This is a genomic window from Burkholderia sp. 9779_493, from assembly GCF_015712215.1.
In the GTDB taxonomy this organism is placed as follows: Bacteria; Pseudomonadota; Gammaproteobacteria; order Burkholderiales; family Burkholderiaceae; genus Burkholderia; species Burkholderia cenocepacia.
Genome location: NZ_JACCQA010000004.1, coordinates 167,899 through 180,129, shown reverse-complemented (window position 1 = coordinate 180,129; position 12,231 = coordinate 167,899). Strand labels below are relative to the sequence as shown.

11 protein-coding genes are annotated in these 12,231 nt (G+C 69.3%); 8 read left to right on the top strand and 3 right to left on the bottom strand.

Annotated features, from left to right (window positions below):
• Positions 1-70 precede the first annotated feature (70 nt).
• Positions 71-1,366: an MFS transporter gene (locus H0X95_RS05495; RefSeq protein ID WP_011694210.1), complete on the bottom strand. Its 1,296-nt coding sequence runs from the start codon at positions 1,364-1,366 to the stop codon at positions 71-73.
• Positions 1,367-1,720: 354 nt separating this feature from the next.
• Here H0X95_RS05495 and H0X95_RS05490 point away from each other — a divergent pair, with 354 nt between their 5' ends.
• Positions 1,721-2,674: a hypothetical protein gene (locus tag H0X95_RS05490; RefSeq protein WP_196217731.1), complete on the top strand. Its 954-nt coding sequence runs from the start codon at positions 1,721-1,723 to the stop codon at positions 2,672-2,674.
• A 78-nt stretch (positions 2,675-2,752) separates the two neighbouring features.
• Here H0X95_RS05490 and H0X95_RS05485 read toward each other — a convergent pair whose 3' ends face one another.
• Together H0X95_RS05485 and H0X95_RS05480 are read right to left on the bottom strand one after the other, a co-directional pair.
• Complete coding sequence (locus tag H0X95_RS05485) at positions 2,753-3,451, bottom strand: DUF2968 domain-containing protein (protein ID WP_196445933.1); 699 nt, start codon at positions 3,449-3,451, stop codon at positions 2,753-2,755.
• Between the two features lie 115 nt (positions 3,452-3,566).
• On the bottom strand, positions 3,567-4,757 hold the full coding sequence (locus H0X95_RS05480) for a gamma-glutamyl-gamma-aminobutyrate hydrolase (RefSeq protein WP_006496556.1): 1,191 nt from the start codon (positions 4,755-4,757) through the stop codon (positions 3,567-3,569).
• Positions 4,758-5,038: 281 nt separating this feature from the next.
• On the opposite strand from H0X95_RS05480, the gene H0X95_RS05475 reads away from it, so the two are divergent.
• From H0X95_RS05475 to guaD, 7 genes are all read left to right on the top strand, one after another.
• Complete coding sequence (locus H0X95_RS05475; RefSeq protein ID WP_006496558.1) at positions 5,039-5,719, top strand: GntR family transcriptional regulator; 681 nt, start codon at positions 5,039-5,041, stop codon at positions 5,717-5,719.
• A 6-nt stretch (positions 5,720-5,725) separates the two neighbouring features.
• Positions 5,726-7,102, top strand: a complete 1,377-nt coding sequence (locus tag H0X95_RS05470) for an amidase (RefSeq protein WP_060266604.1) — start codon at positions 5,726-5,728, stop codon at positions 7,100-7,102.
• 136 nt (positions 7,103-7,238) lie between these two features.
• Positions 7,239-7,751, top strand: a complete 513-nt coding sequence (locus tag H0X95_RS05465) for a disulfide bond formation protein B (protein WP_006489750.1) — start codon at positions 7,239-7,241, stop codon at positions 7,749-7,751.
• 625 nt (positions 7,752-8,376) lie between these two features.
• Positions 8,377-9,381, top strand: a complete 1,005-nt coding sequence (gene xdhC / locus H0X95_RS05460) for a xanthine dehydrogenase accessory protein XdhC (RefSeq protein ID WP_060213671.1) — start codon at positions 8,377-8,379, stop codon at positions 9,379-9,381.
• A gap of 18 nt (positions 9,382-9,399) precedes the next feature.
• Positions 9,400-10,425, top strand: a complete 1,026-nt coding sequence (locus H0X95_RS05455; RefSeq protein WP_006482041.1) for an adenosine deaminase — start codon at positions 9,400-9,402, stop codon at positions 10,423-10,425.
• A gap of 27 nt (positions 10,426-10,452) precedes the next feature.
• Positions 10,453-10,800, top strand: a complete 348-nt coding sequence (locus tag H0X95_RS05450; RefSeq protein ID WP_006496561.1) for a hypothetical protein — start codon at positions 10,453-10,455, stop codon at positions 10,798-10,800.
• The gene (gene guaD / locus H0X95_RS05445) at positions 10,797-12,116 is read left to right on the top strand and encodes a guanine deaminase (protein ID WP_058902083.1); all 1,320 of its coding nucleotides are present in this window, start codon (positions 10,797-10,799) and stop codon (positions 12,114-12,116) included. Before H0X95_RS05450 ends, guaD begins: the two co-directional genes overlap by 4 nt.
• Positions 12,117-12,231: the final 115 nt, after the last annotated feature.

Genomic DNA, 12,231 nt, shown 5'->3' with positions numbered 1-12,231 from the left:
ACAGGGAGCGCATCGCGCTCCCTGTTTCGATGTGATGCGCGGCCGACGCCGCGCGCTAGCCCTGCCGCCGTCAGGCCGACTTGTACTGGTTGCGCGCGTCGGCCGTGCGGTACAGCACGAGCGTCGCGATCAAGCCGCAGATCGCGGCCACGCTCAACCACAGCCCCGGCGCCGCCTTGTTGCCCGTCTGGTGGATCAGCAGCGTCGAGATCGCCGGCGTGAAGCCGCCGATCGTCGTGGCCAGGCTGTACGCGAGCGAAAAGCCGGCCGTACGCACGTCGGCCGGCATCACTTCGGTCAGCGCGACGACCATCGCCCCGTTGTACGACGCGTACAGGAACGACAGCCACAGCTCGACCGCGAGCAGCCGCAGGAACGACGGATCGCCGACGAGCCACAGCACGGCCGGGTAAGCCGACACCAGCGTCAGCACGGTGAACGCGATCAGCACCGGGCGGCGGCCGATGCGGTCGGACAACGCACCGGACAGCGGCAGCCACACGAGATTCGAGATCCCGACACAAACGGTCACGACGAGCGCATCGAGCGACGACAGGTGCAGCACTTCCTTGCCGAAGGTCGGCGTATAGGCGGTAATCATGTAGAACGACACCGTCGTCATGATCACCATCCCCATGCCGGCCACCACGACGCCCCAGTTGTCGAGCATCGAGCGCATGATCTCGCCCATCGTCGGACGGTGACGCTTCGCCAGGAATTCGTCGGTCTCCTTCAGCGACCGGCGGATCAGGAACAGGAACGGCACGATCAGGCAGCCGATCAGGAACGGAATGCGCCAGCCCCACGCGGTCATTTCCTCGACCGGCAGCGCGCGGTTCAGCACGACACCGACGAACGCGGCGAACACGACGGCCACCTGCTGGCTGCCCGACTGCCACGACGTATAGAACCCCTTGTGCCCCTTCGTCGCGATTTCCGACAGGTAGACCGACACGCCGCCGAGCTCGACGCCCGCCGAAAAGCCCTGCAACAGCCGGCCGAGCAGCACGAGCACCGGCGCGAGCACGCCGATCGTCGCATAGCCCGGTATCGCGGCCACCGTGAGCGTGCCGATCGCCATCAGCCCGAGCGTCAGGATCAGCCCCTTGCGGCGGCCGTGATGGTCGATGTACGCGCCGAGCACGATCGCGCCGACCGGCCGCATCAGGAAACCCGCGCCGAATACCGACAGCGACAGCATCAGCGATGCGAAGGCGTTGCCGCTCGGAAAGTACGTTTTCGCGATGGCCGACGCGTAATACCCGTAGACCATGAAGTCGTACATTTCCAGGAAATTGCCGCTGACCACCCGGAAGACGGTGCGGACTTTCGATTCCTGCGCGATGGCAGGGGACGCTGTGGACATGTTTTCTCGCTCAGCTCGGATGGCGCGAATACCGCGCCGCATGAATCCGGCGATGCGCGACGCGCCGGGTTGACCCGCGCGCACGGGCATCGCTGCCCGCCGACGGCACTGCGCGTAACGACGCGCCGCCGGCATGATTCGCGAATCATGCCACGCCAGGCCGACATTTGCCTTGTGGCGCGCCCGTCCCGGCTGTCGCGGCACCCACCTCGTACCAGTCGCCCTCAAACGGGCACAAGAATCAGATTGATCTGATCGACCTGCCTTCGCCGGCTGACCACAATGTCACGATTTGCAACGACATTTCCGCGGCGCGCCGGCACGGTTGCCCGTATCGCACGGTGTACCCCTTTCATGACCCCATCGCCCCTCGTCCCGATCGAAGGCGCGCTCGCCCGCCCGCGCGTCAATCCGCTCGATCACGTCCCGCCGTTCGGCCGCGAATGGCGGTTTCTCGGCGCACCCGGCGCACGGCCCGGCAAGCACGGCCTCGCGACCCTGACGACGTCCTGCGTCGATGTCGGCTCGCCGCACCGCGCATGCCGGTGGCAACCGCTACCGGCGGCCGCGCTGCCGGCTTCGGGCGGGCGGGCTGTCGCGCCGGCTGCGGCCCCTGCCCGGCGGTTGCGCCATCCCGCGCGCCGCCCTCGCGACCGGCGCGCGATGTACGCGGTCTGCTGGAGCATCGGCGCGCTCGGCATCATCGGCTGGCTGATCGGCACGTACGACCCGCCTGCGGGTTTCGGGCCCGTGCATGCGATTCAAGCGACCGGCCGTACGTCCGATCACGTCACGACATCGACCGGCTCGATACGTGTCGCCTCGGCACAGCCGGATACATCGACGCGCGTCATGCCGCAGCACAAGATGGCGACGCCCGTCGCGCACACGGTCGAATCGCCGCCAGCCAGGCACCGCGTCGCGCTTCGACCGGCAACGCTTCACCCGCAAGCGACGGCCGACGTGCGGCACGTCACGCCTGCTTCACCACGTCGAGCAACCGGCCTGCGCACGACGAAGTCACCGACCCGCACACCGGTCGTGCCGCGGCTCGCTGCGCATCCGCCGATCCCGCGCGACGCGGCCGGCACCGGCACACGCGATCGACTCGCTCCACCGCCGCGCATCGCCAACAGGCGCGATGCACGCGGCTCGCTCGACGATCCGGCCACGTTGATCGCAATGGCGAACGCGCTGCGCGCCACGCAGCCGGCCCGCCCGGCACACCCGAGCGCGGCCGGTTTCGACTGGACGTCGCAACTGTCGCACCGCCGCGTGACCGACACGCCGGACGCGTTCACGCACTGACGCCCGCGCAATAAAAAACCCGGCGAAGATCGCTTCGCCGGGTTTTCGCTCGTCTCGCTCCGTCCGTTCGACGAACCGTTACTTGTGCGCGGGCAGCCCTGTCTCGGTCTGTCTCTCGAGTTGCCGCACCTGCTCCTGCAGATCGCGCAACTGCAACTGCGCAGCCCGCTTCTCGACCTGCAGCGCCTGCGCCTGCTCCTGCGCCGACTTCTGCCGCTGCGCGACTTCGGCCTGCTGGCTGCGCGCGACGCTCAGATCGGCCTGCAACTGTTGCGCACGATTCGCCTGCAGCGCGATCACGCGCTCGAGAAATGCCTTCTGCGCCTGCAACTCGGTCCGGCGGATCTCGATATCGGCGAGCTGCGCGGTCTGCTGCACGAAGTTCGCGTACACCGTCTCCGCGCGATTCTTTTCCTGCGAACGGATCACGCGCCACAGGTTCTTGTCCTGGAACAGCGCGACGTAATACGTCATCTCGCGCGGATCGAACATCAGGCTCGCGCCGTAACTGCCGTTGTACGTGGTGCGCATCTCGACAATCCGGCCGTCGTGCAGCATCTGCGTCAGCTCGGCGACGTTGCCTTGCGCGGCGGCGTCCGTCGCGACCGCGCCCGATGCCGCCGATGACGCGCCGCCGCTCAGGCTCGTGACCGCCGGACGCGTGCCGGCAACAGGTGCGCTCGCGTCGGCGGACCAGGCCGCGCCCGTTTGCGCGCAGGCAACCAGCGCAACGATCCACGTTGCGCATCGTGCAGGGGAAAAGTTTCGGAAAACCAACGTCAGACTCCGGCGAACGAATCGGAACTCGCGATTATCGTTCAAAACGAAACGGCCGCATCTCGAATTTATCGGGATGCGGCCGGCCTTCGTGCAACACGGAAAATGCGGCGTGCTACAGACGCGTTTCACGCGCCGCGCGCAGGAACGCATCGAGCAGCGGCGTGCAATCGAGCAGTTCAGAGCCGCCCGCGCGATGGAACTCCGGATGCCACTGCACGCCGACGACGAACGGCGAGCGCCGATGGCGAATGCCTTCGATGATTCCATCGCCGGCCGATACGGCCTCGATGTTCAGATCGCGGCCGAGATCGCGGATCGCCTGGTGGTGAATCGAGTTGACGATCGCTTCGCTGCGTCCCGGGAACATGCTCGCGAGCGTCGACGAGTCGGGGAAGCGGATCGCGTGACGATGCTGGTCGTAATGCTCGCTCACGTGCGCATTCGCGGTCGGCACGTCGGTGGCGATGTCCTGGTACAAGGAGCCGCCGAACGCGACGTTGATCAGCTGGCAGCCGCGACACACGCCGAGCACGGGTTTGCCGGACTCGACGAATTCGTGCAGCAGCTCGAGCTCGTACATGTCGCGCACGCGATCGCCGGGCCATTCGGGACGCGCATCCGACGCCGCGTAGGTCTGCGGCGACACGTCGGCGCCGCCTTGCAGCAGCAGGCCGTCGAGATGCTTCGCGTAATCGCGCAGGCGGATGTTGCTCGGATGGATCATGCCTTGATGGCCGACGGTCGGAATCATGAACACGAGCACGTCGCGCGACATCACCCAGTGAGCGATCGATTCCTCGAGATACTGCAGCGTCTTGCCGCGCAGCCCCTTCGCGCCCGGCTCCGGATGGAAGATCCGCGCCGACACGCCGATGCGCAGCGTGCGCTGCGTGATGCGCTGGCCGGCGCGGTCGAACAGCCGCCGCGCGCGCGCCGCGACGATCCGGCCGAACACCGACCACGGCGTGTCGCTCTGCTTCAGGTAGGCCGGCGGCGCATTCTGCGCGTTCGCGGGCGGCGGCCGCGGCGTGTCGAAATCGGGCTGCGCGCCGAATCCGGGCGGCGGCGCGCCGGGCTTCGGCGGCGCGGCTGCGGCAGCGCCATCGCCTACGGCGCCTGCCGCACCGGGCGCGCCCGGCTCGGATGCGGCCGTGACGGGCGACGCGCCGTCGTCGGCGACGTTGTGCGCGGCGGCCTGCGTGGCCGGCGCATCGGGCGTTTTCGCCGGATCGGGACGGGGGGAATCGGAAGAAGCGGAAGAGGTGCCGGGCAGACCGGCCGGGGAAGGCGTGGTTTCGCTCATGACGATGGTCTGGTACGTCGCTCGCGCGTATGGATTGACGAAGATTCATTATGCTTCAGTGCACGATCGCGCGGCAAACCTGCAACATCCTGTCGATATTGTTGCAAGTCGGTGGCAAGTCGTGCCGCGGGGCGGTTCCGCTCACGCGCCGGCACCGGCTTTCCCGATATCTTCCGCAGTGGACATCCGTGATATATCACAATAATATCCAGAGATCGTCCACGCTTTCCGAGCCTCCGCGTCATGATCGCGCCCCCTCCGGCCCCGCTGCCGCCGCCCGCATGAGTACGCTGACCGACGTCGCACGCGACCGCCCCGCCGCATCGCCGGCCAGCCTTGCCGACCGCGCGTACGCGCTGATCCAGCGGGACATCATCACGATGCGCCTGAAGCCGGGCGCCGCGCTCAACGAAGCCGACCTCGTCGCGCGCACCGGGATCGGCCGCACGCCGGTGCACCAGGCCGTGCATCGGCTCGTGCTCGAAGGGCTGCTGTCCGTGATGCCGCGCAAGGGCCTGATGGTGCAGCCGCTGTCGCTCGACGACATCGTCGCGGTGATCGACGTGCGGCGCATCAACGAAGCGCACTGCGCCGAACTCGCCGCGCGCCATGCGACACCCGACGATCTCGCGCACCTGGCCGCGCTGCTCGACGACGGGCAGGCCTGCGTCGACACGCACGACGTCGAAGGCATGATGGAGCTCGACCGCGCGTTTCACCAGACGATCGCCGCGGCCGCGCGCAATGCGGTGCTCGCCGACATCCTGCGCGCGCTGCACGAGCGCTCGCTGCGCTTCTGGTTCGTCACGCTGTCCGAACCGCACCATCTCGCCGACGTCCAGCACGAGCACCGCGCGCTGTTCGACCGGCTGTCCGCCCGCGACGCCGCCGGTGCGCGCGCAGCCGTCGAAAGCCACATCGATTCGTTCCGCTCCACGCTTGTCCAACATCTTCGCCCCTGAGCCGCCATGACCACTTTCACGCCGTTCCCCCCGCTCGCCCAGCTCGCCGCCGACCTCGCCGCCGGCCGAACCACGAGCCGCGCGCTCGTCGACACCGCGCTCGACCGGATCGCCGATCCGGCGGGCCAGGGCGCGGTCGTCTTCACCGAAGTCGATGCCGACAACGCCCGCGCGGCCGCCGACGCGCACGACCGGCTGCGCGCGGCGGGCACCGTGCTGTCGCCGCTCGCGGGCATTCCGGTATCGGTCAAGGACCTGTTCGACGTCGCGGGCCAGGTGACGCGCGCGGGCTCGCGCGTGCTCGACGGCGCACCGGCCGCGCGCACCGATGCGGTCGCCGTCGCGCGGCTCAAGCGCGCGGGCGCGGTGCTGGTCGGCCGCACCAACATGAGCGAATTCGCGTTCTCGGGGCTCGGGCTGAATCCGCACTTCGGCAATCCGCGCTCGCCGTACCACCGCGACGTGCCGGGCGACGCGCGGATTTCGGGCGGCTCGTCGTCGGGGGCGGCCGCGTCGGTCGCCGACGGGATGGCCGCCGTCGCGCTCGGCACCGACACCGGCGGCTCGATCCGCATCCCGGCCGCGCTGTGCGGGCTCACGGGCTTCAAGCCGACCGCGAGCCGGATTCCGACGCAAGGCGGCGTGCCGCTGTCGACGACGCTCGACTCGTTCGGCCCGATCGGCCTCACGGTCGCGTGCTGCGCGCTCGTCGACCGGATGCTGGCGGGGCTCGAGCCGCACGTGCCGGCCGCCCGGCCGCTCGAAGGCGTACGGCTCGGCGTGCTGACGAACTACGTGACGGACGGCGTCGATGCCGACGTCGCGGCCGCGCTCGACACCGCGCTCAAGCATCTGGAAGCCGCCGGCGCGATCATCACCGAAGTGCGCTTCCCCGCGCTCGACCGGCTGCCGGAGATCAACCGTTTCGGCTTCTCGCCGATCGAGGCGTACGCGTGGCATCGTCCGCTGCTCGCCACGCATCGCGACCAGTACGACCCGCGCGTGCTGACGCGGATCCTGAAGGGCGAACCCGCGAGCGCCGCCGACTATCTCGACCTGCTCGCCGCGCGTGCCGCGATGCTCGACGAAGCCGCGCACACGGTCTGGGCGCGCTTCGACGCGCTCGTCGCGCCGACGGTGCCGGTCGTGCCGCCGCGCATCGCCGAACTCGAAACGGACGACGACGCGTTCACGCGCACCAACGCGCTGATCCTGCGCAACCCGAGCGCGTTCAACTTCCTCGATGCGTGCGGGCTGTCGCTGCCGTGCCATCCGCGCGACGCGGCACCGGTCGGCCTGATGCTCGCGGCGGCGCCGCATCGCGACGACGCGCTGCTCGCGATCGGCCAGTCGGTCGAGGCCGTGCTGAACACGATCCGCTGACCGCGCCCGCCGATCGTCGGCGGACCGAGCGCGGTGCGGCAGGGTGCCGCACGCGCGCTGTCAGTTTCGTGCCAGACCGTTCGCGCTAAAATCGCGCGATTGTTTTCCGGACCGACCGACGAGGAACCCCGCCGACATGAACGACTACACGCTTGCACTACGCCGCGAACGCCGCCTGCTGATGCTGCTCGGATGGGTGTGCATCGCCCTGCTGGCCGGCGCGCTGTACCTGCAGTACGTGAAGAACGAAGACCCGTGCCCGCTGTGCATCATCCAGCGCTACTTCTTCTGCGCGATCGGGATCTTCGCGTTCCTGGCCGCCGGGATCCGCAACTGGCGCGGCGTCTGGGTGCTCGAGCTGCTGATCGCGATCGCCGCGGCCGGCGGTGTCGGCACGGCCGCACGGCACCTGTCGATCCAGATGAATCCGGGCTTCAGCTGCGGCTTCGACACGCTGCAGCCGATCGTCGACAGCCTGCCGCCCGCGCAGTGGTTCCCCGGCATGTTCAAGGTCGCCGGGCTGTGCGAGACCGTCTATCCGCCGATCTTCGGCATCCTGCTGCCCGGCTGGGCGCTGATCGGCTTCGCCGTGATCCTGGTCGCGGTCGTCGCGAGCCTCTGGCGCCATCGCCGCAAGCTCGCGGGCTGACCGGCCGGCCGCGTTTTGGCCCATGGCCTGCGCGGCCCCGCCGAACGGGCCGCGCGCCGCCGGCAAGTCGTCGCCCGGCTGCAGCCGACGCCTCCGGCGGCCCTGCCCGGCCGCCGCGCGTAAACACCTACCCCGCCGTCGCCTGGATTTCCGGGCGAGCGCGTGTCGCGCGATTGCCGCGCCCCCGCCCCGCCACGCATGCGTTTCGGCCCGATGTGCATGCATCGGTCCCCCGATCCCGCGCGGCGGGCCTATGATCGACATGATCGCCTCCTGATAGCCCGGATCACCGCCCGGCCATGTTCCGGCCGCGTGGCGATGCTATCTTAGGGACTGGATGGCGATCTACGTGCGCGAGGCCAGGCGGTCTCACCGCTCCCTGCGTAACGCGCGCCCGATCCGCAATGTCGACTGGATTCATCATGACAACGCAAACCATCCGCATCCGTCACCCTCATGGCGTCCGCGCGTCCGGCGGCGCCGTACGCGCACGCCGTCAGTCCGCGGCCACCGCACGGCATCGGCCCTGCAGCCGGCCGGCCCCGCTCCCGTCCGTCCTCGTTGCCGCCGCGCCCGCCAGCCCGCGCCGCGTGCCGTGCCGCGTCGTCCCGAACGGAGCGTGCTGATGGAAGCCTGGCTCGGCGATCTGCAGCAACTGCTCGCGCACGGCGAAGCGGCCGTGCTCGTGACGGTCGCGCACACCGACGGCTCCGCGCCGCGCGAAGCCGGCACCAAGATGCTCGTCACGCGCGACACGGCCCGCCATACGATCGGCGGCGGTCATCTGGAATGGAAGGCGATCGAGATCGCGCGGCACCTGCTGAAGGACGGCGCGCACGTGCCGCACGCCCGCCGGCTCGAGCGGCTCGCGCTCGGCCCGAGTCTCGGCCAGTGCTGCGGCGGCGTCGTGGTGCTCGCGTTCGAGCGGCTCGACGTCGGCGATCTCGGCTGGATCATGTCGCTCGCGAAGCGCGTCGCGGCCGGCGCCGCGACCGTGCGTAGCGTATCATTCGGCCCCTCGCCGGGCGCGCCGCTGTTGAGCGAGCCCGAATCGGAAGCCGCGCGTGCCGACTGCCTGCTGTGGGAAACCGGCGGCGTATCGCTGATGACCGAGACGATCGCGCCGTATGCGTTCCCCGTCGTGCTGTTCGGCGCCGGGCACATCGGCACCGCGCTCGTGAAGGTGCTGGCGACGCTGCCGTGCCACGTGCGCTGGATCGACGGGCCCGATGCGGTGTTCCCGCCGGCCGACGCGCTCGCCGGTATCGGCAACCTCGTGATCGACGCGGCCGCTTCGCCGGCGGACGCGGTCGACGCCGCGCCGCCGCAGTCCTACTTCGTCGTGATGACGCACGACCATGCACTCGATTTCGTGCTGGCCGAGCGCATCCTGCGACGCGGCGACTATGCGTACTTCGGGATGACCGGCTCGCACACGAAGCGCGTGCAGTTCGATCACCGGCTCGCCGCGATCGGCATCGACCCGGCCCAGGTCGCGCGGATGCGCTGCCCGATCGGTGTCGAAGGCATCATCGACAAGGCGCCCGAAGTGATCGCGATCTCGGTGGCCGCGCAGTTGCTGCAGGCCGTCGAGGCGAATGCGTCCGCGCAGGCTTCCCCTACCTACTGACCGACCAAGAACGACGCCATGACCCCGACATTCAAGGACAAGATTGCCCGCGCGCCGAAAGCGGAGCTGCACATCCACATCGAAGGCTCGCTCGAGCCCGAACTGATCTTCGCGCTCGCGCAGCGCAACGGCGTGAAGCTCGCTTACGACTCGATCGATGCGCTGCGCGCCGCGTATGCGTTCACCGACCTGCAATCGTTCCTCGACATCTACTACGCCGGCGCGAGCGTGCTGCTCACCGAGCAGGATTTCTACGACATGACGGCCGCGTACTGCGAACGCGCGCTCGCCGACAACGTCGTCCACACCGAACTGTTCTTCGACCCGCAGACGCACACCGAGCGCGGCGTGCCGATCGAGACGGTCGTCGCGGGCATCGAGCGCGCGCTCGCCGATGCCGAACGACGCGGGCTGTCGAGCAAGCTGATCCTGTGCTTCCTGCGCCACCTGTCGGAAGAGGATGCGCTCGCGACGTTCGAATCCGCGTTGCCGCTGTTCGAACGCTATCGTCATCGCCTGATCGGCGTGGGCCTCGATTCGTCCGAGCTCGGCCATCCGCCGACGAAGTTCGCGCGCGTGTTCGAGAAGGCCCGCGCACTCGGGCTGAAGCTCGTCGCGCATGCGGGCGAGGAAGGCCCGCCCGCCTACATCTACGAAGCGCTCGACGTGCTGAAGGTCGACCGGATCGACCACGGCGTGCGCAGCATCGAGGATGCCGCGCTCGTCGAACGCCTCGCCCGATCGCGCACGGCGCTCACCGTCTGCCCGCTGTCGAACCTGAAGCTGTGCGTGTTCGACGACATGGCGAAGCACACGCTGAAGGCGCTGCTCGACCGCGGCGTCGCGGTGACGATCAACTCCGACGATCCGGCCTATTTCGGCGGCTACGTCAATGAAAACTACTTCGCGACGGCCGAAGGGCTGCAACTCACGGATGCCGAAGTCCATGCGGTGATCCGCAACGGCTTCGAGGCGTCGTTCATCGAACCGGCGCAGCGCGACGCACTGTACGCGCGCCTCGACGCGTACTGGCAGGCCGCGTGACGGCCCGCATCGAGGAACGCTAGACAGATGAAACACGGCAACGGCATCCGCTTCGCGCTCACCGGTTCGGCCTGGCCCCGGGCCGGTGGGCTGCGTGCATGCGGCGCGACGGCGCCGTGTGTCGGCGCTTGTGCGCACCGGCCGTCGCGGCTTGCCGTGCCGTTCGCCGCCGCACCGGATGCGGGTGCAACGGCCGCGAGGTGCGCGGGCAACCACTTGCGGGCGGCTTCGGCCGCCACGTTCGCCCATGCCATCGCCGCCGGCCGCGCCGCACGCCGCGTGCCGCTGCCGCTCGCGACGCACCGTCCCGCCGCCGTGCTGCGCCGATCGCTTTCTTCTGTTCGCCTTACCTTGATGCAGGACCATTCGTCATGACGCAAACCGCTTTCCGTTCCCAGCTGCTGACCTTCAACGGCGACCCGGCGCAATCGAGCCAGGCCGCGAACCACGAGACCGACGGGCTCCTGATCGTCGACGACGGCAAGGTCGTCGCGGCCGGCCCGTATGCGGCGCTCGCCGCGACGCTCGCGCGCGATGCGGTGGTCCACGACCTGCGCGACAAGCTGATCGTGCCCGGCTTCATCGACACGCACATCCACTATCCGCAGACGGACATGATCGCGTCGCCGGCGCCGGGCCTGTTGCCGTGGCTCGACAAGTACACGTTCCCGACCGAGCGCCAGTTCGGCGACCCCGAGCATGCGCGCGAAGTCGCCGACTTCTTCGTCGACGAACTGCTTGCGTGCGGCACGACGAGCGCACTCGTCTACTGCACGGTGCACAAACAATCGACCGATGCGCTATTCGCCGCAAGCGACGCGCGCGACCTGCGGATGATCGCGGGCAAGGTGCTGATGGACCGCAACTGCCCCGACTTCCTGCGCGACACCGCGCAGTCGGGCTATGACGACAGCGCCGAGCTGATCGACCGCTGGCACGGCAAGGGCCGCCAGATGTACGCGCTCACGCCGCGCTTCGCGCCGACGTCGACCGAGGCGCAGCTCGAGGCGTGCGGCGAACTCGCGCGCCGCCATCCGGACGTGTTCGTGCAGAGCCACGTCGCGGAAAACGTCGACGAGGTGAAATGGGTGGCCGAGCTGTTCCCCGGCCATCGCAGCTATCTCGACATCTACGACCGCTACGGGCTGCTGCGTCCGCGCGCGGTGTACGGTCACTGCATCCACCTCGACGACGAGGATCGCCGCCGGATGGCCGAGACGCGCACCGTCGTCGCGCACTGCCCGACGTCGAACTTCTTCCTCGGCAGCGGGCTGTTCGACTTCGACAAGGCCGGCGAACACGACGTGCCCGTCACGCTCGCGACCGACGTCGGCGGCGGCACGTCGTTCTCGATGCTGCAGACGATGAACGAGGCGCACAAGGTCGCGCGGCTGTCGGGCCACCACCTGACCGCCACGCGGATGTTCTGGCTCGCGACGGCCGGCGCCGCGCAGGCGCTCGACCTCGCCGACACGGTCGGCACGCTCAAGCCGCGCACCGAAGCCGACTTCGTCGTGCTCGATCCGCAGGCGACGCCGCTGCTCGCGCGCCGTACGAAGCGCGCGGAGTCGCTCGAGGAACTGCTGTTCGCGTTCGCGCTGCTCGGCGACGACCGCGCGGTATACCGCACCTACGCGGCCGGCGAACTCGTGCACGAACGCGGCGCCGCGCGCCGCCCGGCCGCCGCGTAACGACCCGCGGCCGGCACGTTCCGACACGCGCGGCAGCTTCGCCGCCGTGCATGTCGGCAATCGAAGCCGCTTCAGTGCGCCGCACGGCGGCCCGGCTGCTTTCCGGCGCGCAACG

What these genes read in the sequence shown, in the direction of transcription:
- H0X95_RS05495 (WP_011694210.1), bottom strand. Translation starts at nt 1,366, where the DNA reads ATGTCCACAGCGTCCCCTGCCATCGCGCAGGAATCGAAAGTCCGCACC.
- H0X95_RS05490 (WP_196217731.1), top strand. Translation starts at nt 1,721, where the DNA reads ATGACCCCATCGCCCCTCGTCCCGATCGAAGGCGCGCTCGCCCGCCCG.
- H0X95_RS05480 (WP_006496556.1), bottom strand. Translation starts at nt 4,757, where the DNA reads ATGAGCGAAACCACGCCTTCCCCGGCCGGTCTGCCCGGCACCTCTTCC.
- H0X95_RS05475 (WP_006496558.1), top strand. Translation starts at nt 5,039, where the DNA reads ATGAGTACGCTGACCGACGTCGCACGCGACCGCCCCGCCGCATCGCCG.
- H0X95_RS05470 (WP_060266604.1), top strand. Translation starts at nt 5,726, where the DNA reads ATGACCACTTTCACGCCGTTCCCCCCGCTCGCCCAGCTCGCCGCCGAC.
- H0X95_RS05465 (WP_006489750.1), top strand. Translation starts at nt 7,239, where the DNA reads ATGAACGACTACACGCTTGCACTACGCCGCGAACGCCGCCTGCTGATG.
- xdhC (WP_060213671.1), top strand. Translation starts at nt 8,377, where the DNA reads ATGGAAGCCTGGCTCGGCGATCTGCAGCAACTGCTCGCGCACGGCGAA.
- H0X95_RS05455 (WP_006482041.1), top strand. Translation starts at nt 9,400, where the DNA reads ATGACCCCGACATTCAAGGACAAGATTGCCCGCGCGCCGAAAGCGGAG.
- H0X95_RS05450 (WP_006496561.1), top strand. Translation starts at nt 10,453, where the DNA reads ATGAAACACGGCAACGGCATCCGCTTCGCGCTCACCGGTTCGGCCTGG.
- guaD (WP_058902083.1), top strand. Translation starts at nt 10,797, where the DNA reads ATGACGCAAACCGCTTTCCGTTCCCAGCTGCTGACCTTCAACGGCGAC.